The sequence below is a fragment of the Asanoa ishikariensis genome (assembly GCF_900107455.1).
Classification (GTDB): domain Bacteria; phylum Actinomycetota; class Actinomycetes; order Mycobacteriales; family Micromonosporaceae; genus Asanoa; species Asanoa ishikariensis.
Map to the genome: position 1 here is coordinate 825,542 of NZ_FNQB01000002.1, position 20,989 is coordinate 846,530.

The 20,989-nt window shown below is 72.1% G+C and carries 21 protein-coding genes; 12 read left to right on the plus strand and 9 right to left on the minus strand.

Annotated features, from left to right (window positions below):
* Window positions 1-15: 15 nt before the first annotated feature.
* Genes dgoD through BLV39_RS18180 form a run of 3 tightly spaced genes read right to left on the minus strand, consistent with a single transcriptional unit; the run spans window position 16 to window position 2,643 of the window.
* Window positions 16-1,164 (minus strand): galactonate dehydratase, encoded by a 1,149-nt coding sequence (gene dgoD / locus BLV39_RS18170; RefSeq protein WP_090793641.1) that lies wholly within the window; start codon window positions 1,162-1,164, stop codon window positions 16-18.
* Window positions 1,145-1,864, minus strand: coding sequence for a FadR/GntR family transcriptional regulator (locus BLV39_RS18175; protein ID WP_090793643.1), 720 nt, complete (start codon window positions 1,862-1,864; stop codon window positions 1,145-1,147). The genes dgoD and BLV39_RS18175 overlap by 20 nt, the downstream gene beginning before the upstream one ends.
* Window positions 1,865-1,872: 8 nt before the next feature.
* Window positions 1,873-2,643, minus strand: a complete 771-nt coding sequence (locus BLV39_RS18180) for an SDR family NAD(P)-dependent oxidoreductase (RefSeq protein WP_244895843.1) — start codon at window positions 2,641-2,643, stop codon at window positions 1,873-1,875.
* 84 nt (window positions 2,644-2,727) lie between these two features.
* Between BLV39_RS18180 and BLV39_RS18185 the strand changes: the two genes are divergently transcribed.
* The 7 genes from BLV39_RS18185 to BLV39_RS18215 all read left to right on the plus strand — a co-directional run bounded on the left by BLV39_RS18185 (window position 2,728) and on the right by BLV39_RS18215 (window position 9,631).
* Window positions 2,728-4,005 (plus strand): ABC transporter substrate-binding protein, encoded by a 1,278-nt coding sequence (locus tag BLV39_RS18185; RefSeq protein WP_090793648.1) that lies wholly within the window; start codon window positions 2,728-2,730, stop codon window positions 4,003-4,005.
* Window positions 4,002-4,910, plus strand: coding sequence for a carbohydrate ABC transporter permease (locus tag BLV39_RS18190; protein WP_204082750.1), 909 nt, complete (start codon window positions 4,002-4,004; stop codon window positions 4,908-4,910). The genes BLV39_RS18185 and BLV39_RS18190 overlap by 4 nt, the downstream gene beginning before the upstream one ends.
* Complete coding sequence (locus BLV39_RS18195) at window positions 4,910-5,791, plus strand: carbohydrate ABC transporter permease (RefSeq protein WP_090793654.1); 882 nt, start codon at window positions 4,910-4,912, stop codon at window positions 5,789-5,791. The genes BLV39_RS18190 and BLV39_RS18195 overlap by 1 nt, the downstream gene beginning before the upstream one ends.
* Window positions 5,788-7,011, plus strand: coding sequence for a cellulase-like family protein (locus tag BLV39_RS18200; protein WP_090793656.1), 1,224 nt, complete (start codon window positions 5,788-5,790; stop codon window positions 7,009-7,011). The genes BLV39_RS18195 and BLV39_RS18200 overlap by 4 nt, the downstream gene beginning before the upstream one ends.
* Window positions 7,012-7,055: 44 nt before the next feature.
* The gene (locus BLV39_RS18205; protein ID WP_090793659.1) at window positions 7,056-7,829 is read left to right on the plus strand and encodes a GNAT family N-acetyltransferase; all 774 of its coding nucleotides are present in this window, start codon (window positions 7,056-7,058) and stop codon (window positions 7,827-7,829) included.
* Window positions 7,829-8,335 (plus strand): GNAT family N-acetyltransferase, encoded by a 507-nt coding sequence (locus BLV39_RS18210; RefSeq protein ID WP_090793662.1) that lies wholly within the window; start codon window positions 7,829-7,831, stop codon window positions 8,333-8,335. Before BLV39_RS18205 ends, BLV39_RS18210 begins: the two co-directional genes overlap by 1 nt.
* Window positions 8,336-8,407: 72 nt before the next feature.
* The gene (locus BLV39_RS18215) at window positions 8,408-9,631 is read left to right on the plus strand and encodes an MFS transporter (protein ID WP_090793665.1); all 1,224 of its coding nucleotides are present in this window, start codon (window positions 8,408-8,410) and stop codon (window positions 9,629-9,631) included.
* A 7-nt stretch (window positions 9,632-9,638) separates the two neighbouring features.
* On the opposite strand, the gene BLV39_RS18220 is transcribed toward BLV39_RS18215, so the two are convergent.
* Window positions 9,639-10,505 (minus strand): winged helix-turn-helix transcriptional regulator, encoded by an 867-nt coding sequence (locus BLV39_RS18220; protein WP_239083572.1) that lies wholly within the window; start codon window positions 10,503-10,505, stop codon window positions 9,639-9,641.
* A 100-nt stretch (window positions 10,506-10,605) separates the two neighbouring features.
* Between BLV39_RS18220 and BLV39_RS18225 the strand changes: the two genes are divergently transcribed.
* Genes BLV39_RS18225 through BLV39_RS18235 form a run of 3 tightly spaced genes read left to right on the plus strand, consistent with a single transcriptional unit; the run spans window position 10,606 to window position 13,234 of the window.
* Entirely contained in the window at window positions 10,606-11,415 is an 810-nt protein-coding gene (locus BLV39_RS18225; RefSeq protein WP_143049804.1) for an ABC transporter permease, read from the plus strand.
* Complete coding sequence (locus tag BLV39_RS18230) at window positions 11,412-12,416, plus strand: ABC transporter ATP-binding protein (protein ID WP_090793670.1); 1,005 nt, start codon at window positions 11,412-11,414, stop codon at window positions 12,414-12,416. Before BLV39_RS18225 ends, BLV39_RS18230 begins: the two co-directional genes overlap by 4 nt.
* A complete protein-coding gene (locus tag BLV39_RS18235) occupies window positions 12,413-13,234 on the plus strand; it encodes an ABC transporter permease (RefSeq protein ID WP_090793672.1) in 822 nt (273 codons plus the stop codon). Before BLV39_RS18230 ends, BLV39_RS18235 begins: the two co-directional genes overlap by 4 nt.
* On the opposite strand, the gene BLV39_RS18240 is transcribed toward BLV39_RS18235, so the two are convergent.
* Window positions 13,220-14,062, minus strand: a complete 843-nt coding sequence (locus BLV39_RS18240; protein WP_090793675.1) for an SDR family oxidoreductase — start codon at window positions 14,060-14,062, stop codon at window positions 13,220-13,222. The genes BLV39_RS18235 and BLV39_RS18240 overlap by 15 nt on opposite strands.
* A 102-nt stretch (window positions 14,063-14,164) precedes the next feature.
* Between BLV39_RS18240 and BLV39_RS18245 the strand changes: the two genes are divergently transcribed.
* The gene (locus BLV39_RS18245) at window positions 14,165-14,527 is read left to right on the plus strand and encodes a winged helix-turn-helix transcriptional regulator (protein ID WP_090793677.1); all 363 of its coding nucleotides are present in this window, start codon (window positions 14,165-14,167) and stop codon (window positions 14,525-14,527) included.
* Here the strand turns inward: BLV39_RS18245 and BLV39_RS18250 are convergent.
* Both BLV39_RS18250 and BLV39_RS44820 read right to left on the minus strand, forming a co-directional pair.
* Complete coding sequence (locus BLV39_RS18250; RefSeq protein ID WP_090793680.1) at window positions 14,509-15,378, minus strand: SDR family NAD(P)-dependent oxidoreductase; 870 nt, start codon at window positions 15,376-15,378, stop codon at window positions 14,509-14,511. The two genes, BLV39_RS18245 and BLV39_RS18250, sit on opposite strands and share 19 nt — an antisense overlap.
* Window positions 15,379-15,434: 56 nt before the next feature.
* Complete coding sequence (locus BLV39_RS44820; RefSeq protein ID WP_090797493.1) at window positions 15,435-18,104, minus strand: helix-turn-helix transcriptional regulator; 2,670 nt, start codon at window positions 18,102-18,104, stop codon at window positions 15,435-15,437.
* 73 nt (window positions 18,105-18,177) lie between these two features.
* Here BLV39_RS44820 and BLV39_RS18260 point away from each other — a divergent pair, with 73 nt between their 5' ends.
* Window positions 18,178-18,525: a hypothetical protein gene (locus BLV39_RS18260; RefSeq protein ID WP_090793683.1), complete on the plus strand. Its 348-nt coding sequence runs from the start codon at window positions 18,178-18,180 to the stop codon at window positions 18,523-18,525.
* On the opposite strand, the gene BLV39_RS18265 is transcribed toward BLV39_RS18260, so the two are convergent.
* Both BLV39_RS18265 and BLV39_RS18270 read right to left on the minus strand, forming a co-directional pair.
* Window positions 18,509-19,765, minus strand: a complete 1,257-nt coding sequence (locus BLV39_RS18265; protein ID WP_090793685.1) for a Coenzyme F420 hydrogenase/dehydrogenase, beta subunit C-terminal domain — start codon at window positions 19,763-19,765, stop codon at window positions 18,509-18,511. The genes BLV39_RS18260 and BLV39_RS18265 overlap by 17 nt on opposite strands.
* The gene (locus BLV39_RS18270) at window positions 19,762-20,985 is read right to left on the minus strand and encodes a polysaccharide pyruvyl transferase family protein (RefSeq protein WP_090793688.1); all 1,224 of its coding nucleotides are present in this window, start codon (window positions 20,983-20,985) and stop codon (window positions 19,762-19,764) included. Before BLV39_RS18270 ends, BLV39_RS18265 begins: the two co-directional genes overlap by 4 nt.
* Between the last annotated feature and the right edge of the window lie 4 nt (window positions 20,986-20,989).

Below are 20,989 nucleotides of genomic sequence, written 5' to 3' on the forward strand. Positions count from 1 at the left end.
CACCTCGACGTTACGTCACCATTCGGCGAACGACCCGTCGTCGTGGCGCCAGATCGGGTTGCGCCAGGCGTGTCCGGCCGCGTCGGCCTGTCGGACCGCCTTCTCGTCGATCGTGATGCCGAGGCCGGGTGCGTCCCACCTGGCGATGTGCCCGTCGACGATCCGCAGCGGCTCCGGGTCGGCCACGTAGTCGAGCAGGTCGGCGCCGCCACGGTGGTAGTGGATGCCCATGCTCTGTTCCTGGATCAGGAAGTTGGGCGTGGCGAACGCGACCTGAAGGCTGGCCGCCAGCGCGATCGGGCCGAGCGGGCAGTGCGGCGCGAACAGCGCACCGTAGGTCTCGGCGAGCGCGGCGATCCGGCGTACCTCGGAGATGCCGCCGGCGTGCGACAGGTCCGGCTGCACGACGGCGACGCCGGCGGTCAGGGCGGGCAGGAAGCCGGCCCGGTCGTAGATCCGTTCGCCGGTGGCCACCGGGATCGCTGTGCGGGCGACCAGATCGGCGAGCAGGTGGGTCTGCTCGGGCACCAGCGGCTCTTCCACGAGCAGCGGCCGCAGCGGCGCGATGGCGGGCAGGATCATCCGGGCCGCCGGCAGGGTGGCCCGGCCGTGCAGGTCGACCGCCACGTCGCGGTCGTCGCCGAGCGCGGCCCGGGCGGCGGCGAGGCGCTGCACGATCCGGTCGATCTCGCCGCTGGTGGGCACGGGGGAGAGCCGGCCGCTCGCGTTCATCTTGACCGCGGTCATCCCGGCCTCGACGTGTGCGGCCACCGCGTCGGTGAGCTCGCCGGGCTCGTCGCCGCCGATCCACGCGTACACCCTGGCCTTGTCCCGGACCGCGCCGCCGATCAGGGCGTGCACCGGCGCGCCGTAGGTCTTGCCGGCGATGTCCCAGAGCGCCTGGTCGAGACCCGCGACGGCGCTGGACAGCACCGGACCGCCCCGGTAGAAGCCGCCCTTGGACAGCACCTGCCAGTGCTGCTCGATCCGCAGCGGGTCCTCACCCAGCAGATACTCGGAGAGCACCTCGACCGCGGCCCGGACCACCTCGGCGCGGCCCTCGACCACCGGCTCGCCCCAGCCGACCAGACCCTCGTCGGTGGCTACGCGGACGAACAGCCAGCGTGGCGGTACGAGGAAGGTCTCAATCTTGTCGATCTTCAAGGTGGTTCCTCTCCAGCCGGGCCACGTCTTCGATGGCCTGGTCGAGCAGTTTGCGCATGGCGCGCGCGGCCTGGGCGGGGTTGTGTCGTCGGATCCCGTCGACCACTGCTTTGTGGCTGGGCACCGGATCGCGGGGTCCGTCCGTGCCGTGCACCATCCGGTCGCGTTCGGCCAGACCCGTCTCGATCACCACCTCCATGCGCTGGATCAGCTCGTTGTGGGTGGCGGCGAGCAGCGCGCGGTGGAAGGCGAGGTCGGCGGCTACCGCGGCGAGCGGGTCGGCGCCGGCGGCGGCCATGTCGGCCAGCGCGGCGTCCAGCGCCGCGAGGTCCGCCTCGGTCGCGCGGGAGGCGGCCAGGCTGGCCGCACCGGGCTCGACGATGCTGCGTAGCTCGTGCAGGTCGTCGAAGAGGCCCGGCCCGGGGGAGCGGGCGAACTGCCACCGGAGCACGTCGCCGTCGAGCAGGCTCCAGGCCGAGCGCGGGCGCACGAACGTGCCGCGCTTGGGCCGGGCGTCGACCAGTCCCTTGGCGGCCAGCACGCGCAGTGCCTCGCGGAGCACGGTGAGGCTGACGTCGAACTCGCTCTGCAGCGCGTTGAGGTCGAGGATCGCGCCCTCGGGAAGCTGACCGGTGAGGATCCGCTGCGCGAGCACCTCCACCGTCTGGCCGTGCACGCCACGCGCCGTGTACTGCTGCATTTCTCCCCCTAGGCCGATGCTTTGGTGGCGGTCCAACCGCCGTCGACCACCAGGCTCGCGCCGGTCACGTAGGCCGCTTCGGGTGAGGCGAGGAACGCCACCGCGGCGGCCACCTCGTCGGGCGTGCCGAACCGCTTGGCCACCGTCTCGGCCACGCTGCTCGCGCGGTCCTCCGCGGACACCCAGTCCCATGCGGCGGTCATGATCGGTCCAGGTAGGACGGTGTTGACCCGCAGCGCCGGACCATACTCCACGGCGAGCTGCCGGGCCAGGGCCGTCAGGCCGCCTTTGGCCGCCGCGTACGCCGGGCGTCCTGGCAGGCCGACCAGCGCGTGCACGGACGAGACCACGACGACGCTCCCGTCGTGCGCGGTCAGGTCGGGCAGCAGCGCCTTGACGCCGAGGAACGTGCCCGTCAGCGTGACGGCGATCTGCCGGTTCCAGGACTCGAGGCTGGTCTCACCGGCCGGCCGGACGTCCACTGTGTACGCGTTGCTGACCAGGACGCTGGCCGGCCCGAACTCGTCACGCGTGGTAGCCGCGACCTGAGCCCAGTCGGCCTCGTCCGCGGCGTCCGCCAGCACTGCTCGCGCCTGCCCGCCGGACGCGCGGATGACCGCTGCCACCTCGTCGGCCGGCCGCACGTCGGTGAGCACCACGGCGGCGCCCTCGGCAGCCAGCCGTTGCGCGCAGGCCGCACCGATGCCGGCGGCCGCACCCGTGACAATCGCGGTGCGACCTGCGAAGCGACCCGCCATGCGCCAAACCCCCTCGGTCACGAAGTCTTCATTAATTACGAAGATATGTTGACAGCCCATTGACTGTGATGCAACCTCTTGGAAACAAGACCCAGGAGGCTTCGCATGAGTTCTGCCCCCTTCAGTCGCCGCGGGTTCCTCGCCGGTATCGGCGGTGTCGGTGCTGCCTCGCTTCTCGGTGCATGCGCTACCGGGAGTGATGACAGCGTCGGTGCCGCCTCCTCGACGCTGACCCTTCAGTCTTCGCTTTCCGACCCGGATCCCAAGGCCGCGCTCACCAAGGTGGTCGAGGGCTACGGCAAGACCCCGGTCACCCTGAACACCATCGCGATCGAGTCGTTCCGGGCGCAACTGCCCACCTACCTCAACTCGGGCAACCCGCCGGACGTGCTGACCTGGTACGCCGGCTCGGTGGCCCGTGACTACGCCAGCAAGGGTTTCCTGCTCGACGTGTCGGACCTGTGGACCGGCAGCGGAGCGTGCGCCAACTTCTCGCCCGCGCTGAAAGAACTGTCCACTGCGGACGGCAAGCAGATCTTCGTGCCGACCAACTACTACTGGTGGGGCGTCTTCTACCGGAAGTCCGCGTTCCAGGAGTGGGGCGTGCAGGTCCCGACTACCTGGGACGAGTTCATCGCGGTCTGCAAGACGATCAAGAGCAAGGGCGTCGCGCCGATCAGCATGGGCACCGGGTCCACCCCGTGGGTCGCGTCCGGCTGGTTCGACTACCTCAACCTGCGGATCAACGGCGCCGAGTTCCACCGCGAGCTGCTGGCCGGCAAGCACTCCTTCGACGGTCCTGAGGTCAAGACCGTGATGGACCACTACCGCCAGCTCGTCGAGTACATCGACCCCAAGGGCCGGTCGTACTCGTGGCAGGACGCGGTCACCCCGCTGACCTCGAAGAAGGCCGGCATGTACCTGATCGGCGCCTTCATCACCTCCGGCGTGCCGAGCGATGCCGTCGACGACCTCGACTTCTTCCGGGTGCCGATCATCGACCCGAGCGTGCCGGTCGCCGAGGAAGCACCGACCGACGGCTACTTCGCGAGCGCCAAGTCGAAGAACACCGCGGGTGCCAAGGAGCTGCTGTCCTACCTCGCGTCCGCGCCGGCCCAGCAGCAGTTCATCCAGCTCGCCAAGTCGTCGAACCTGCCCACGTCGCAGGCGGTCGACACGACCACCTTCGCGCCGCTGGTGCAGAAGGGCATCAAGCTGCTCAACGAGAGCAAGGCGATCACCCAGTTCTTCAACCGGGACTCCAGCGACGAGCTCCAGACCACGGCCGACACGGCGCTGACCAAGTTCCTGGACAAGCCCGGCGACGTCAACAAGATCCTGGCTGAATGGCAGGCGTCCGCGAAGAAGGTCCTCGGGTCGTGACCTCGGTGACGGCACCACCACGGCGCAGGCGTGCGGGCCTGCGCGCCGTACCCAAGGTGGTCTGGCTCTTCCTGCTGATCCCGGCATTGGTCGAGGTCGGCATGGTGTTCTGGCCGGCGGTCAACAGCTTCTACCTGTCGTTGACCGAGTGGAACGGGCTGGGCGCTGCCCAGCCCGTTGGGCTCGACAACTTCAAGAACCTGTTCGCGGACGAGATCTTCCGCGGTGCGCTGTGGAACAACGTGATCTGGGCCGTCGGCTTCGGCGGGCTCTCGGTGCTGGGCGGGCTCGCGCTCGCGGTGGCGCTCAACCGGCCCCGCCGCGGCGTCGGCCTCTACCGCAGCGCGATCTACCTGCCGATGGTCTTCTCGCTCGCGGTGACCGGCCTGTTCTGGCGGGTGCAGTACCAGCCGGACGGCACCATCAACACGTTGCTCGGCGCGATCGGCCTCGAAAGCGTCGAGCGGCAATGGCTGGCCGACCCGGACACCGCGCTCTACGCGGTGCTGATCGCCGCGGTCTGGCGCCAGGTCGGCTACGTGATGGTGCTCTACCTGGCCGGGCTGAAGAGCACGGACCCGACGCTGGACGACGCGGCGGCGGTGGACGGTGCCGGTGCGTGGCAACGGTTCCGCTTCGTCACCTGGCCGCAGTTGCGGGGCGTCAACACGGTGGTGTTCGCGGTCACCGTGATCGACTCGCTGCGCACCTTCGACATCGTCTGGGCGATGACCCAGGGCGGCCCGTACCACTCGTCCGAGCTGCTCAGCACGTACATGTTCCAGCAGGGCTTCACGTTCCTGAACCTGGGCTACGCGTCGGCGATCGCTGTGGTGATCTTCGTGCTCGCGCTGATCTTCATCATCACGTACCTGGTCCGGGCCACCAAGGAGGAGATCGCCTGATGTCCACCGCGACCCTGACCCCCGCGCCGGCCAAAGCGTCGAGCCCGCCGCCGGCCAAGCCCAAACGCCGCCGTGGCTGGGTCTTCCACGCCGTCATGGCGCCACTCACCCTGCTCTGGGTGGCGCCGATGGTGTTCGTCGTCGTCCTGGCGTTCCGGTCGTTCGACGACATCGCCGCCAACGGCACCGCCGCCTGGCCGGTCTCGTTCGGCCTCGAAGGCTTCCGCGAGGCACTCGGCCGGGGCACCATGGGCCGGGCGCTGTGGACCAGCGTCCAGGTGACCGTCCCGGCCGTGATCCTCAGCCTGCTGCTCGCGTCGTGGGCGGCGTACGCGCTCGCCCGCTTCCACATCCCCGGCCGGCGGGCGATCCTGCTCACGATGCTGGCCGGCAACCTGTTGCCACCGCAGATCCTGCTGATCCCGGTGTCGCGGGTGATGGAGTCGCTGGGCATCTACGACACCCTGTTCGCCCTGGTCACCATCCACGTCGGTTTCGGGCTCGGCTTCTACACCTTCGTCCTGCACGGCTTCATGCGGTCGATCCCGGAGGAGCTGACCGAAGCGGCCCGGATCGACGGCGCCGGCCCGGTGCAGATCTACGCGCGGATCATCATGCCGCTGTGCCGGCCGTCGCTGGCCGCCCTCGGCGCGCTGGCCACGACGTGGATCTTCAACGACCTGATCTGGGCCATCACCGTGTTGCGCACCGAGGCCAAGCTGCCGGTCACCGCCGCGCTGCTCAACCTCCAGGGTGGGTACGTCAGCAACTGGAACGTGGTCGCCGCCGCCTCGGTGATCGCCGCCGTGCCCACCGCCATCGTGTTCTTCACCTTCCAGCGCCACTTCGTCTCGGGCCTGCTGATGGGATCGAACAAATGACGACGCCGATGACCATCTCGTTGTGGGACTTCACCTGGTACACCCGCACCGGGCCGGGGGAGCCGTTCGCGGACCTCGGCGAGGCGTTCCGGCAGGCGGTCGACCGCGGCTACGACACCGTGCGCGTCTGCGCGATGCCGTACCTGCTGTTCGGCTCCGGACTCGACACCTCGGCGTTGCGGTTCGCGGGGCTCGGCGGCGAGTTCGGGCAGCGCACCCGGTGGTACGACGTGCGGCCCGGCCCTCCGGTCGATGGCCGGGCGCACCTGCTGGAGCTGTTCCGGCAGGCCAAGGCGCACGACTGCCGGATCATCGTGTCGAGCTGGGAGTACCAGCAGAGCCCGTCGTTCGGCGTCGACGACGCGTGGCACCGCGCCATGCAGGCGGTGCCACGTGCTTCGCGCACCGTCGCCCTGGCCGACGCGCACGCCGACCTGGTCGACTTCGTGCGCGCCGCAGGTCTCGACGATGTGATCGCGTTCTTCGAGCTGCACAACGAGGTGCAGCACAGCGGGCTGCACGCCGGCGAAGGTGTGATCGGCCTGCGCGACTCGCTGGAGCTCGGGATCGACCGGTTCAAGCAGCGGCACCCGTCCGTGCCGGTGACGGTCAACTACTCCCGGGTGCCAGTGGGCGAGATGCGCGGGCTGCCGCGCAACATGGACGTCGCGGTCTTCCATCCCTACGTGTACGGGGTGCTGGGCCAGCTCTACGACGAGTTCGCGCTGCGCGACACGTCCCGGCCCTTCCCACAGGACCGTGCGTTCGCGGAGCTGCTGCGCGACGATGCGCCGAAACTCGAGGACTGGCGGCCGCCCGCGTCGTGGAAGAGCGAGGCGACCATCGTGCCGCACCGCGAGATCTACACCCACGACTGGTGCGACCCCGCCAAGTGGGACCGGTGGTTGTACGACCGCTATTCGGAGCACCGGCACGCGATGCGGCAGACCATGGACACCTGGCTCGCGGTGGCGGCCGACCACGCCGCCGCGCGGGGCATCCCGCTGGTGTTCGGTGAGGGCTGGGTCGGCTACACGCCGCTGCACGCGAACTTCGAGGAAGGTCCGGTCGGTGCGGAGATCTGCGCGCACGCGGTGCGTACGGCCCGGGATCTCGGCGCGTGGGGGACCGTGGTCTGCTCGAACGCGGCACCGCACCACCCGATGTGGCAGGACGTGGCGCTCCAGCGCCGGCTGAACGCCGAGTTCCGGGGCGCCTGAAACCGGGTTGCCGGGCGCCGGGGTCGTTGACATGCTCCGGCGTGATGACTGACGAACTCCTGATCCAACACGACCGGCAGGTACGCGGCACGCTCGCGGAGCGATTGCCCAAGTCCTGGAACGCGCAGTGGGACGGCCCGGTGCTGCTGGCGCGGACGCCGTTCCGCTCGATGGCCTTCGCCCAGCACCTGGACGACCTCAGCGTCGCGGACCTGGACGCGGTGATCGCCCGGGTGCGCGACCGCGGCGTGACGGTCGAGTGGAAGACCTACGGGCACGACCGGCCGGACCTCGTCGAGCGGCTCCGGCTGGCCGGCTTCGTGCCGGAAGACCAGGAGACCGTGCTGATCGGTCTGGCGGCCGACCTGACCGGCGCCGGCGAGGCCCCCGACGGCGTGTCCATCCGGGCCACGACGGACCCGGCGGACCTGCGCCGGATCGGGGCGATGGAGTCGCAGGTGTGGGGCATCGACCTGTCGTCGCTGGCCGACGACCTGCGCGACCGCATCGAGGCCACGCCGGACGACGTGGTCGTCTTCGTGGCGGAGGCCGACGGCGAGGTGGTGTCGGCGGCCTGGATGCCGATCTTCCCGGGCACGGAGTTCGCCGGGCTCTGGGGCGGCTCGACCCTCCCGGCCTGGCGGCGCAAGGGCATCTACCGCGCGCTGGTCGCGCGCCGCGCCCGCGTCGCCACCGAGCGCGGCGTCCGGTACCTCATGGTCGACGCCTCCGACAACAGCCGCCCCATCCTTGCGCGACTGGGCCTGCGTGCGGTCACCACCACGACGCCGTGGGTCTGGACCCCGGTCGCCGAGTGATGCGCACCATCACCAGCGATCGGCTCCTGCTGCGTCCCTGGCAGGACGACGACGCCGACTTCCTGCTCGACCTCGAGTCGCGCTGGGAGGTCGTGCGTTTCCTGGGCCCACACCCGGTCACCATGAGCACGCGCGACCAGGCACTGGCCTCGATCGCCCGCCGCAAGGCGGCCGGGATCTGGTTGATCACCGCCGTCGGCGACGGCCGCCGCCTCGGCAACCTCCTGCTCAAGCCGATCCCGCTGTCGGCCGGCGAAGCGGGACCCGACGAGGTCGAGATCGGCTGGCATCTCCACCCGGACGCGTGGGGGCACGGCTACGCCACCGAAGCCGCCGCAGCGGTCATGGCGGACGCCTTCGATCGCGGTCTGCCGCGGATCATCGCGGTGACCATGCCCGAGAACCACGTCTCGCAGGCGGTCTGCCGGCGACTCGGCATGACCCACCTCGGCCGCACGACGCGGTACTACGACACCACCAAAGAGCTCTTCGAGAAAACCCTTTGACGGCACCGATAATCTGATCCTCCGTACCTCGAGTCGGTGGGGGCCCTGCCTCCACCACACTCGGGAGTACCGATGCGCCGGGCGCCTGCCCTCTCTTTTCTCCTGGTCACCGTCTTCGTCGACATGCTCGGTCTGGGCATCGTCGTGCCGATCGTGCCCGCCCTGATGCTCGAGCTCACCGGGCGGTCGGCCGACGCCGTCGTCTGGTCCGGGCTGCTCGGGTCGACCTTCGGCCTCGCACAGTTCCTCACCGCGCCGCTGCTGGGCCGGCTCGCCGACCGGTACGGGCGCCGTCCCGTCCTGCTCACCGCGCTCGCCTGCCTCGGCCTCGACTGGGTCGGGCACGCGCTCACCCCGACGGTCGGGCTGTTGCTCGCCTGCCACGCGCTCGCCGGTGCCTGCGCGGGCACGACCACGGTCGTCAACGCGTACGTCGCCGACGTCACCCCGCCGGACCGGCGCGCGCACGCCTTCGCGCTGGTCGGGTCCGCCTTCGGGCTCGGCTTCGTCGCCGGGCCGGTGATCGGCGGCCTGCTCGGCGCCGTCGACCCGCGGCTGCCGTTCTGGGCCGCGGCCGGCCTGGCCTTCGCCAACGTCGCCTACGGCGCTCTCGTGCTGCCGGAGTCCCGCCCCGGCGACCGGACGACACCGCTGAGCCTGCGTGCGGCCAGCCCGTTCGCGGCCATCGCGGCCGTGGCGCGCCGGCCCGTGCTGGGCCGGCTGATGCTCGCCCGGTTCTGCGCCGACGTCGCCCGGATGACCCACCAGGCGATCTGGACCTTCTTCGTGACCCACCAGTTCGCCTGGAACACGGTTCAGGTCGGCGTCACGATGTCCGCGGGCGCGGTCGCCGGCGCCGTCTTCCAGGCGCGGGCGGTCGGGCCGATCGTCGCCCGGCTCGGTGACCGGCGCGCGGCCGTCGTGGGCAGCCTGTGCGGCGCGCTGGCGTTGGCCGGCACCGCGTTCGCGACCAGTCCGGCGGCGATCTACGTGCTGCAGGCCGTCGGCGTGCTCGGCGCGGTCGGTGCCGCCGCCGGACAGTCCTGGCTCGCCCGCGTCACGGGGGCGGACGAGCGGGGCACCGTCAACGGCGCGCTGACCGGCGTCGCCGCCGTGGCCGAGACCACCGTGCCGCTGGTTGCCGGTGCGGCGTTCGCCTGGTCGCTGACCCACGCGGCGCCGGGTTTGGTCTTCGCCGTCGCCGGCGCGTTCGCCGCAGCCTCCACGTTCCTCCTGACCCGAACGAAGGAAGGCCCCCTTGTTAACGCTTTCCGCAGCGGAAGGGACCCTTCCTAACGCCTCGTCATAGCTCGCGGCCGACGGCGAGCGCCTCGTCGACCGCGGCCGGGATGTCCGTCACCGGGAAGATCGTGTGGCGGACCACCCGGTCGCGGTCGGCGACCAGGACCAGGCGCTTGAGGCGCTGCTGTTGGGCGATCCGCACCGTCGGCAGCCGCAGCGCGGCCGTCAGGACAAGGTCCACATCGGACAGCAGCGGGAACGGAATCTCTTCCTCGGCCGCGAACGTGGCCTGCTCCTCGGGACGCTGGGTGCTCACCCCGTGCACGGCGACGCCGGCCGCCTCGAACGCCGGCAACCGGTCGCGGAAGAGCCGGTTCTCCAGGGTGCAGCCGATCGTGCCCGCGATCGTGTCCCACCCCGCCGGGAGGGGGTTCGGGCGCCCGGTCGCGGGATAGGCGAACAGCACGGTCGGCGCCGGCTCGAGTACGTCGCGCTCCGGTCCGGCCGAGGACGGCAGCGACAGCGGCGGCACCCGGGTGCCCAGCAACGAACGGACCCGTTCGTGCTCGGCACCAGCCGGCGGCGCGGTCGCGGTCAGGGTGCCGTCGCCGAGCAACCAGCGGTCGGCCCAGTCCTGCATGCCGACCAGCACCGGGAGGAAAGCCTCGCCGCGCGCGGTGAGCCGGTACTCGTAGCGGGTCGGCCGCTCCTGGTAGGGCAGGCGTTCCAGCACCTCGTGCTCGACGAGGTGGCCCAGCCGCTCGGTCAGCACGCGCCGGGACACCGACAGCGCGGCGACCAGCTCGTCGAAGCGGTGCTGGCCGCGCGCGACCTCGCGCAGCACCAGCAGGTTCCACCAGTCGCCCATCACCGCGGCGCCTTGCGCGATGCCGCACGCCTCGTCGACGGCACGTACCCGAGCGGTCACCGCTGCCTCCCTCACGCATCAGATCTGTACATCTTCAGCGCCAGCCACTAAGTTCCCAAGTGAAACTGACTAAGTTCCACGTTAAAACTTGGGAGCGACCTTGGCCACCGCCCTGCCGACGCTGCGGCGTAACTGGCTGGTCACCATGCGGGCGTACCAATGGACCTACTTCGTCGGCACGCTGGCCACCGGGATCCTCACGGTCGGCCTCGCCTACCTCGCTTTTCACGCCATCGGGGGCGGCCGGGCCGGCGGCGGGTTCGCGGCCGCCGCCGGCACGGCGGACTACCTCGGCTACGTCACCGTCGGCGCCGCCGCCTCGATGTTCAGCGTCCGGATGGTGCTCTGGGTGGCCAAGGCGCAGATCACCGAACAGCGCGAGGGCACCCTGGAGAGCCAGGTGCTGGCGCCCGCCCGGCGACTGCCGTACCTCATCGGGGTCGGTCTCCAGGCCCTGACCACGACGGTGGTCGAGGTGGTCGTGATGCTGGCCTTCGCGATCATGATCGGTGTACGCCTGCCGGCGCCCGACCCGGTCACCCTGCTCGCGGCGTTCGTGGCGGCGTCCGTGGCGGTCTTCGGGATCTCCGTGCCGCTCAGCGCCATCATGATCAGCGTTGGCGAGGCGCACATCACGCAGAACACGCTGTTCGTCGCGATGGGGTTGCTGTGCGGGTTCACCTTCCCGCCGGGATACCTGCCCGACCCGTTGCGCTGGCTCGGCGAGGCGCTGCCGATCACCTCCGCGCTGCGCGCCCTGCGCGCCGCGACGCTCGAGCACGCGCCACTGTCGGCCGCCGCGCCGGACCTGTTGCTCTGCCTGGCCCTGGGCCTCGCCTACCTCGCCGTCGGGCTCCGCCTGCTCGGACCCGCGGAACGCATCGCTATCCAACGTGGAGGGTCAGCGTGATCGTCACGCAGGAGCTGCGCAAGACGTTCCCGGGGCAGCGCAAGCTGTTCCGGCCGGCCGGCCCCGCGACCGACGCGGTCGACGGCCTGTCGCTGTCGATCCCGCCGGGCGCGGTGACCGGCCTGCTCGGGCTCAACGGCGCCGGCAAGACCACCACCATCAAGGTGCTCGCCACGCTGCTGCGCCCCACCTCGGGCTCCGTCACCGTGGACGGTCTGGACGTGGTCACCCACGCCCGCGAGATCCGGCGCCGGATCAACCTGATCGCCGGTGGCGAACGCATGGTGTACGCGCGGCTGACCGGCCGCGAGAACCTCTGGTACTTCGGCCAACTCTACGACGTGCCGCGCGCTGTGCTCAACACCCGGATCGACGAGCTGCTGGAGCTGGTCGGGCTGACGGACGCGGCCGGCACGGTGGTCGAGCGCTACTCGCGCGGCATGCGGCAGCGGCTGAGCATCGCCCGCGGCCTGATCAACGCGCCCGCGTACCTCCTGCTCGACGAGCCGACCCTCGGCCTGGACGCGCCGATCGCGCGTGACCTGCGCGCGGTGGTGGCGAACCTCGCCCGCGACGGCGTCGGCGTGCTGCTCACCTCGCACTACCTGGCCGAGGTCGAGCAGCTTTGCGGGCACGTCTACGTGGTCGACCGCGGCCGGCTGGTCGCGCAGGGCAGCCCGACCGCGCTGACCGCGGGCACCCGCCTGCCGCACACGGTGGAGCTGACGCTGGCCGAGCACGCACCGGCGGTCAGCGCGGCCGTCGCCGCGCTGGGTGCCGAGTTCGAGGTCGGCGTCGACGCGGAGGAGCGGCCGACGTTCCTGCTGCGCAGCCCCGAGGACCTGGCCGGCGAGCTGGCCACCGCGGTGGTCCGGGCCGGCGGCGCGATCGTCCGGCTGGAGGTCAACCCGCCGACGCTGGAGGACGCGATCCTGGCGATGGCCGGGGCATCGCCAGCGGTGGGCGCTGAAAGCGGGAGGGCCGCGGTGGCCGCGCGATGAGGGCCGCCCTGCGGGTGTTCGCCGCCGAAGGCCTCAAGCAGCACCGCCGGATCTTCGGCAGCAAGCTGGTCGTGTTCTCGATGCTGCTCTGGCCGGTGCTGACGCTGGCGACCACCTACTACACGGTGCTGCCGGTGACCGAGGCGCCCGGCGCGGCGGACCGGTGGCCGCTGGTCGCGCAACCCGGCCGGCTGCTGGCGTTCCTGGCCGCCGGCGCGCTCGCGTACACCTTCTTCTTCTCGCTCGTGCAGTCCGCCTGGCACTTCTCCTGGGAACGGGTCAGCGGCACGCTGGAGGCGATGTTCCTGACGCCGGCCAGCCGGATGGCGCTGGTGCTGGCCAACGGTTCCAGCGCGCTGGTGCAGAACGCGTGGCTGTTCGGCTGCTTCGGTATCGCGGCCGCGGTCGCCACCGGCACGCTGCACCTGGCCCACCCCGGAATGCTCGCGGTCGCCGCGCTGGCGCTGCTGGTGCCCGCGGTCGCCTGGGGCGCCTTCCTCAACAGCCTGTTGATGTTCAGCCGCGACTCGGCCTTCCTCTACACGCTGCTCGACGATCCACTGTGGTTCATCGCGGGCGTACGCCTGCCGCTGTTCGCGCTCCCGGTCTGGATAACGGCGATCGGCCTGGCCTTCCCGCTGACCACCAGCCTGGTCGTGCTCCGCGGCGCGCTGCTCGACGGCAAGGACGTCGGCGACCTGGCCGGCCAGTTCGCGTTCCTGGCCGGCCTGTCGGCGGTCCTGCTGGGCCTGACCGCGCTGCTGCTCCGGGTGGGGGAGCGGCACGCCCAACGCACGGGCTCGCTACAGCTCTTCTGACCGGAACACGGCGGCGTTGCGCCTGGCCCAGTCGCCGAACCCACCCGCCGCGCGGCCGAGGATCTCTGCCACGTGTGGGCTGACCCGCTGCTCGGCCTCGGTCGGCGTGCCCAGGATGGCCAGCGTGCCGTCGACCACCGGCGCGGGCATGAAGCCGAGCATCCGCTCCCGGGCCGCGTCGGGCGAAAGCTCGACGAACCGGATCGGCTCGCCCAGCGCGGCACCGATGGCCGCCGCCTGCGCGCGCGGTGTCATCGCGGCCGGGCCGGTGAGCTCGTAGGTCCGGCCGCCGTGCCCGTCTTCGCGCAGCACGGCGGCGGCCACCTCGGCGATGTCGGCCGGGTCGAGCACCGGCAGTCCGACGTCACCGAACGGAGCCGTGACGGTGCGCTCGGCCCGGACGGACGCGGCCCAGCCGAACGCGTTGGAGGCCAACCCGGCGGCCCGCAACACCGTCCACTGAAGACCGGAAGACGCGATGGCGGCCTCGATGGTCAGCAACGGCGCGTACGAGTCCGACCCGGGCCGGGTTCCCACCGCCTGCGAGGAAAGCAGCGCGATCCGGCGCACCCCGCCGGCCTTGGCGACCTCGAGGATCGCCTCGATGTCCAACCCGGCACCGGCCCCCGGCACCAGCAGGAAGAGGGCAGTCGCCCCGTCCACCGCCGGCTTCAGCGTTTCCGGCCGGAACAGGTCGGCGGGCACGTGCCGCACTCCGTCCGGCGCCGGTGTCGCCCGGGACACCGCCGTCACCCGCTCGCCCGCGTCGGTCAGGGCCCGCACCAGCGGGCGGCCGACGTTGCCCGTCGCCCCAGTCACCACGATCATCGAAAGCTCCCCGATGTATTGCCCATCCGCACCTCGTGCGCGGTGGCCGGGCGACGCTAACATCGCGGAGATAGTAGGTACCTAGAGGAAAGTGACTATCGCATGCAGCCCAGCGCCGCGCCGGAACAGGCCTGCCCCATCTCCCCGGTGGTCGACATCGTGTTCAGCCGGTGGACGACGCCGATCCTGTGGACGCTCAACTACCACGGGCGGCAGCGCTTCGTGGAGCTGGAACGGCGGATCACCACGATCACGCCGAAGGTCCTCACCCAACGCCTGCGCCAGCTCGAACGCGACGGCCTGGTGATCCGCACGTACCACGCGGAAATCCCACCCCGGGTCGAGTACGAGATCAGCGACCTCGGCCGGACCTTGGCGCCGTTGTTCGCCCACCTCGCGGACTGGGCCACCACACACCTCGACACCGTGGCCGACGCCCGGGTGGCCTACGACGGCACGCGCTGAACCAACGACCCCGGCGCCGGGAGACCGAAGACGCGGCGGCGAATGGCGTCCTGGAGGCGGATGGGCAGCCAGCCGGCGATCATCGCGAGCAGGCGCACGTCCTTGCCCACCAGATAGCGCGCGCGTGGGCGGCGGGCGGTGAGTGCCTTCGACACCACGCGGGCGACCACGACCGGCGGGCTGCCGGCGCGTTCCCGCGCCATCGCGGTGGCGACCATTCCGGTGTACGAGGTCGCATAAAGGTCCCGCAGCTCCGGTGGGAACTCGTCGACCGCCCGGCGGGCACCCTGCTCGACCTTGTCCACCGCTTCGGTGTGGATGCTGGCCGGCGCGATCAGCACGACCCGCACCCCGAACGCGGCGACCTCCTGACGCAGCGACTCGGTCAGCCCGGCCAGGGCCGCCTTCGACGCGCCGAGCGGTCCGCCGAACGGCAGGTTCATCCGGTCGCCGATCGAGCCGATCACCACGATCCGGCCGCGGGCCTGGCGCAACAGCGGCAGAAAGCCCTGGGTGACGGCGACCTGGCCGACCACGTTGACCTCGAAGATGTGCCGCAGCGCGTCGAGCGGCACCAACTCGACCGGCCAGGCGACGCCGATGCCGGCGTTGTCGACCAGGCCCGCGAGGCCGGCCGCGCCGACGTGCTGCTCCACCGCCACGACGGCGGCCTTCACCTGCTCGGGCCGGGTGACGTCGAGGATCAGTGGGGTGGTCTCCGATGGCGCGTCGCCGTCGCGGCGTATACCGGCGAACACGTGCCAGCCGGAGCCGGCCAACTCGCGGGCGGTGGCCCGGCCGATGCCGGTCGACGCACCGGTGACCACCACGTGGGGTTTCGTGCAGTTCATGGCGCCCAGCCTGGGCGGGCGAACGGCACCGGCGAATCTGTCAGGTGACTGGTCGCTCAGTCCAGGTCGATGCCACGCAGCTCATGGCGGTCGGAGATGCCCAGCTTCGGGAAGACCTTGTAGAGGTGGTAGCCGACCGTGCGCGGGCTCAGGAACAGCCGTGCGCCGATGTCGCGGTTGCTGAGCCCGCCCGCTGCCAGCCGCGCCACCTGTAGCTCCTGCGGGGTGAGCCGGGCGAGCAGGCTGGCCCGGTCGGCCGCGGCCGGCACGGTCTCTCCGGTCGCACGTAGCTCCGCGCGAGCCCGTTCCGCCAACGGGCGGGCGCCGACCTGCTCGAACGTGCGCAACGCGGACCGCAGCGGTTCCCTGGACTCCGCGCGGCGGCGGACGCGGCGCAGCCACTCGCCCCACAGCAGTTGCGTCCGCGCCAGCGTGAGGGGGCGGTTGGCCTCGCGCAGCAGCCCCAGCGCCGCCCGGAAATGCGGCTCGGCGTCGTCGGTGAGCAGCGCCCGGCCCTGCTCGACTAGCGCGTCGACCACCGGACCGGCCTGTCCCCGGAAACGGGCCTCGTAGCGGTCCAGCACCGGTCGGGCGCGTTCGGGCACACCGGCGCGGGCGGCGGCCTCGACCCACTCCGGCGGCGCGAGGTAGGCGAAACCGAGGTGGTTCCGTAGCCGCTCGGGCATGGCCTCGAACCGCTCCAGCGCCGCTCCGTGGCGACCGTGTCGCATGTCCAGCATGGACAGTGCGAGGACGGCCATCGCGCCGTTGGCCCGGTGCTGCTGGGCACCGCGGCTCGCCGCTTCCTCGGCCCAACCGGCGCACCGCTCGTCGTCGCCGGTCAGCGCGCACACGCGGCTGACCAGGGTGCGCAGGTTCGCCGCCGAATGCTCCTGCCCGGTGTCCGCCGCGATCCGGACTCCTTCCAGACCGGTGCGGAGGGCGTCCTGGAGCCGGCCCAGCGCGAGCGCCGCCTGAGCCCGGTTCAGCAGGAGGTGGGGCAGCCCGCCGATCAGCCCCCGCGTCGTCGCTTCGGTGAGGAGCCGGCCGCTGAGCTCGAAGGCCTCCTCGTCGGCGCCCACGAACATGCGCAGGAAGGCTACGTGGGCCCGGGTTCCGGCGACGGCGGTGTCGATCAGCTCCGGGCGTACCGTGCGGACGGCGGGCAGGAGGGCTTTTGCGGCGCGGCCGTCGAGCAGCTCACCGAGCAGCGCCGTGGCGGACAGCAACGGCCACAGCGGGTCGGCCGCCGGCAGCGGCAGTGTGCGGATCAGCTCGATCACCCGGGTCAGGTCCGGCGCCTGGTCCGCGAAGAACGCCATCCGCACCGTCTCGACCAGCATCTGGCCGGCCTGGCCGGGATCCGTGTCGTGGATCAGTGCCGCGCCCTCGGTCACCATTCCCGCCGCGCGCACCGGCGTACCGTGCTCGAACTCGACCTTGGCCCTGACCCAGGCGGTCAGCGCCGCGGTCCGCGGGTCGGTCGGCAGGTCCGCCGCCTCGGCGGCGAGCGTGGCGGCCCGGTCGAGCTGGCCCGAGTCGCGCGCCCGGGTCGCGGCGGAGGCGAGTCGCCGTCCGCGCTGACCGGGGTCCGCCGTCAGCCTGGCGGCGCGTTCGTGTGCCGCCGCGCTGGCCGCGTAGCCGCCGCGCAGTCCGGCCCGCTCCGCCGCCTCGGTCAGTGCGTCGGCGGCGACCTGGTCGAATCCGGTGGCCGCGGCGGCCAGGTGCCACGCGCGGTGGTCCCGCTCCTCAGGTGCGGTCAGGACGGCGGCCAACGCGGTGTGTGTGGCGAGCCGGTCGGTCACCGAGGAGCGGCCGTAGACGGCGGTGCGGACCAGCGGATGCCGGAACTCCACCGCGGTGCCGCTGAACCGCACTAGCTCGGCGTGCTCGGCCGGCGCCACGTCGGCGAGGTCCGCTCCCAACCGGGCGGCGGCGCGCAGGACGACGCGGGGCGTGCCGGTGCCGTCGGCGGCGGCGACCAGCAGCAGCCGCTGGGTCGCCGCGGGGAGGCGGTCGGCCTGGTCGCCGAAGGCCGCGACGATGCCGGTCGGTCGTGCGCCGTCGCCCCGGGCGAGCTCGATCAGCGCCAGCGGGTTGCCGTCGGCCTCGGCCAGCACCCGCTCGCGCGCCTCGGCCGGCAGGTCGGCCGCCCGCGCGGCGAGCAGGGCGGCCGCGTCGGCGCCGGAAAGCCGGGCGAGCCGCATGGTCGGCAGGCCGGTCGCCACCGCGTCGTCGCGGGCCGCGAACAGCAGCACCACGCCCTCGGCATCGAGTCGCCGGGCCGCGAACAGGAGCGCGTCCGCCGACGCCCGGTCGAGCCACTGGAGGTCGTCGACGAGACAGACCAAAGGCGCTGCGGTGGCCAGTTCGGACAGCAGGGTCAGGGTGGCCAGACCAGCCAGGAACCGGTCGACACCGGGCGCCTCGGCCAACCCGAACGCCGCCCGCAGCGCGGCCCGCTGCGGCTCCGGGAGCGCGTCGACCTGGTCGAACGCGCCGCGCAGCAGCATGTGCAGGCCGGCGAACGGCAACTCGGCCTCGGACTCGACGCCGGTGCAGCGCAGCACCCGCAGGTCGGGCGCGGCGGTGGCGGCCCAATCGAGCAGGGTCGTCTTGCCGCTGCCCGCCTCGCCCTGGATCAGCAGGGCGGCGCTGCGCCCAGCGCGGGCGCCGCCGAGCAGTCGGTCGAGCTCCGCGAGCTCTGTGGCGCGTCCAACCAGCACGATCTTCAACCTATCGCCGGGACCGGTCACCCGACGGATTCGGGCTCGGCCCCCGGCTACCTATCGTTGCGGAATGTTAGGTTCCGAAGATCGAGGCGAGGCTCTGCGCGACGACCTCGCACGGCTGCGCCTGCTGGCCCAGGCGCCCGAGTTCCCCGCGGGCACGGCCACGCTGTCGACGGCGTCCCTGACCTTCGCCGCCTCGCTGGAGGTGTGCCAGGCGCTGGCCGCCCGGCTGGCCGACGCCGGCGTCGCGGAGCACGCCCGGCTGATCCGGCACACCGCCACCGCGCTGATGATTCCGGCGCCGGAGGCGTCGGATGCGGCGGCGGTCGCCGAGCTGCGCCGCCTGCTGGGTGACCTGTCCCTCCTGCTCGACGGAGCACGGACCACTGTGGAGGGTCTTACTCCATCGGGGTGAGGTCGGCGGGGGCGCGCAGCGACTTGCGGCGGATGCGGCGGACCGTGCCGACCGTCGACTGGAGCTTTTCCTTTGCCGACAGGTTGTCCCGCCACATCCGGGCCATCGGCAGGTGCCGCGTGCGCGGGGTCATCAGGCCCGCCGCGCGCAGCGTGACCATCCGGCCCCAGACCGCGCCCCGGGCGCGCAGCAGGTTCGGTTGGGAGGCGGGCAGCAGCTCCGGACCGACCTGCTCCAGCACCAGGGCGCCGGCGGCGATGGCGGCCTCGATCAGTTTCAGGCCGCGCTCCGTGCGGGCCAGGACCAGTGAGCGGCCCGGGTCCCCGGCTGTCGGCCGGTACCAGGGGTCGCCGACCGCGACGTCGGCGAACTCGCCGGTGTGGTCGGCGCACAGGTAGCAGCGCCACTGGCGGTGCTTCTGGAGGATGTCGCCCCAGGACTGCTCGTACGTCAGCGTGCGCTCGTCGGTCTCACCGGCGACACCCGTGCGGGCGTTGCCCGGCCAGCCGTTGCCCCGGTAGGCCACGTGCGAGATGGTCGACGGGTCGTCGACGCCCATCACCTTGAGCATCTCCAGGGTGCCCTGGGTCGACGGGGTGCCCGCGCAGAACACCGCGATCGTCAGGCCGACCTTGCGGTCGAGCTCCGGCCGCTCGCGCCGGGCCATCGAGACCGCGGCCACGTCGCACGGCTTGCCGATGAACACGCTCGGGGTCTCGCCCGCCTCGACCAGGTCGAGCCGTTCGCACGGGCTCGCCGGCGCGTACCGGGAGCCGGCGTTGGCCAGCAGCTCGTCCCGGCTGCGGGACAGCCGCGCCTCGTTGAGGTAGGGCACGTCGGCCCGCGCGCCGATGTGCAGCGCGCCGGTCATGCCCTCCTGCTCGATCAGGAAGGCCGAGAGGGCTGTCGCCACGCCGCCGCTGGAGCCGGCGAAGCGGATCTCCGGGTCGGCCGCGTATCCCTCGTACACCCGCAGGACCGGACCCCAGGCGGCGCGGAGGTCCGCGTACTCGCCGGGGCCGGCCTCGCCCGAGTCGTGCTCCAGCTTGACGCCCGGGCAGCACGACAGCGCCGCTGCCGCCCCCGGGCCGCGGACCGACACCAGTGGCAGCGGCCGGCGCCCGTACTCCAGGACATCGCCCATCCGCACCTCGTCGGGCGCCAGGTACGCGCAGACGCCGCAGCCGGTGCACAGCTTCTGCTCCGCGACATCGTGCACGTCGCGCGGCGACCGGCTCATGCGGCGGCCCGGGCCAGGGCGACGATCTCGTCCATCTGCTCTCCCGCCCGGTGGACCGCCACCGGCACCCGTTCGGCCAGCTCCGCCGCGGCGGCGGAGCGGTTGGACCAGGACTTCCACAGCGTGTCGAGCAGCTCGTCGTTGCCGAGCGTGCGGGCGTCGGCGACGTGCCGCTCCTGCCCGACAGTCGCGAACACACCACGAGCCTTGAGGCTGTACGCGAGGATCGCGGCCGGCACCGCGGAGGACAGCGCCGCGATCGTGGCGTGCATCCGCATCCCGCAGAACCACGCCGTGCGGCTGATCACCCACTTGGTCTGGTGCGGGTCGAGCCCGCGCGGGGTGATCGCGATCCGGTCGCCGTACATCGCTGCCAGGTCGGCCCGCAGGGCCTCGCTGGTGGCGGTGTCGTCGTCGGTGCCGCCGGCCGCCAACACGTGCGGCACGATGATGACGCGGGTGTTCGGCTCGTCGAGCACGCGCTCGCAGATCTGCCGGGCCACCCGGCCGCCGTCGCCCGCCAGCTTGAACTGCGCGATCCCCTCGGCCCGCGACATCAGGCCGCTGACGTTGATGCCCATCACGGGTCCGTCTGCGGCCGCGAACCAGGCGGCGAGCTGGTCGAACGCCGCACCCTCGGGCGCACGCGGCTCCAGGCCGAAGGCCACGTCGACGCCTTCACGGTGCCGGCGCGGGTCGAAGTCGGACCCGAGCAGCTCGCGCAGAGCCGCGAAACTGTCGGGGTCGCGGGCCCAGGCCATCGAGGCGCCACGGGCCAGCGACACGGCCTCGGCCCGGATCCGTGGGATCTTGAACGGACCGTAGGTCTGCGGCAGCAGCACCAGCTTGCGCTTGCGCAGCAGGGCGAGCTTCTTCGGCCAGGCCACGGTCCGGAACCGGTGCTCGCCGTAGATGTCGCTGAAGCTGTCGCCGCCGCTGACGTCGAGCACCACGTCCGCGTCGTCGATCGCGCTGACGCCCTGGTTGCCGAGGCCGCCGAACGCCGCGCTGAGCCGCATGTTCACATAGGACTCGGGACGGTGGTAACGACGGGAGTGGCGGGCGCCGGACAGCCTGATCGGCACCGCCTGGCCGTGCACGTACGCGGTGCCCTGTCGTTCACCCCAGCCGTCGTCGAAGACCGTCATCCGGGCGTCCGGCACGCGGGCCAGGAACGCTCCGATCGTGGCCGCGCGCAACGCGCCGACGCCAAGGTTCAATGTG

What these genes read in the sequence shown, in the direction of transcription:
- BLV39_RS18235 (WP_090793672.1), top strand. Translation starts at nt 12,413, where the DNA reads ATGAGGGCCGCCCTGCGGGTGTTCGCCGCCGAAGGCCTCAAGCAGCAC.
- BLV39_RS18250 (WP_090793680.1), bottom strand. Translation starts at nt 15,378, where the DNA reads ATGAACTGCACGAAACCCCACGTGGTGGTCACCGGTGCGTCGACCGGC.
- BLV39_RS18195 (WP_090793654.1), top strand. Translation starts at nt 4,910, where the DNA reads ATGTCCACCGCGACCCTGACCCCCGCGCCGGCCAAAGCGTCGAGCCCG.
- BLV39_RS18260 (WP_090793683.1), top strand. Translation starts at nt 18,178, where the DNA reads ATGTTAGGTTCCGAAGATCGAGGCGAGGCTCTGCGCGACGACCTCGCA.
- BLV39_RS18205 (WP_090793659.1), top strand. Translation starts at nt 7,056, where the DNA reads ATGACTGACGAACTCCTGATCCAACACGACCGGCAGGTACGCGGCACG.
- BLV39_RS18240 (WP_090793675.1), bottom strand. Translation starts at nt 14,062, where the DNA reads ATGATCGTGGTGACTGGGGCGACGGGCAACGTCGGCCGCCCGCTGGTG.
- BLV39_RS18175 (WP_090793643.1), bottom strand. Translation starts at nt 1,864, where the DNA reads ATGCAGCAGTACACGGCGCGTGGCGTGCACGGCCAGACGGTGGAGGTG.
- BLV39_RS18215 (WP_090793665.1), top strand. Translation starts at nt 8,408, where the DNA reads ATGCGCCGGGCGCCTGCCCTCTCTTTTCTCCTGGTCACCGTCTTCGTC.
- BLV39_RS18265 (WP_090793685.1), bottom strand. Translation starts at nt 19,765, where the DNA reads ATGAGCCGGTCGCCGCGCGACGTGCACGATGTCGCGGAGCAGAAGCTG.
- BLV39_RS18210 (WP_090793662.1), top strand. Translation starts at nt 7,829, where the DNA reads ATGCGCACCATCACCAGCGATCGGCTCCTGCTGCGTCCCTGGCAGGAC.
- BLV39_RS18245 (WP_090793677.1), top strand. Translation starts at nt 14,165, where the DNA reads ATGCAGCCCAGCGCCGCGCCGGAACAGGCCTGCCCCATCTCCCCGGTG.
- BLV39_RS18185 (WP_090793648.1), top strand. Translation starts at nt 2,728, where the DNA reads ATGAGTTCTGCCCCCTTCAGTCGCCGCGGGTTCCTCGCCGGTATCGGC.
- BLV39_RS18200 (WP_090793656.1), top strand. Translation starts at nt 5,788, where the DNA reads ATGACGACGCCGATGACCATCTCGTTGTGGGACTTCACCTGGTACACC.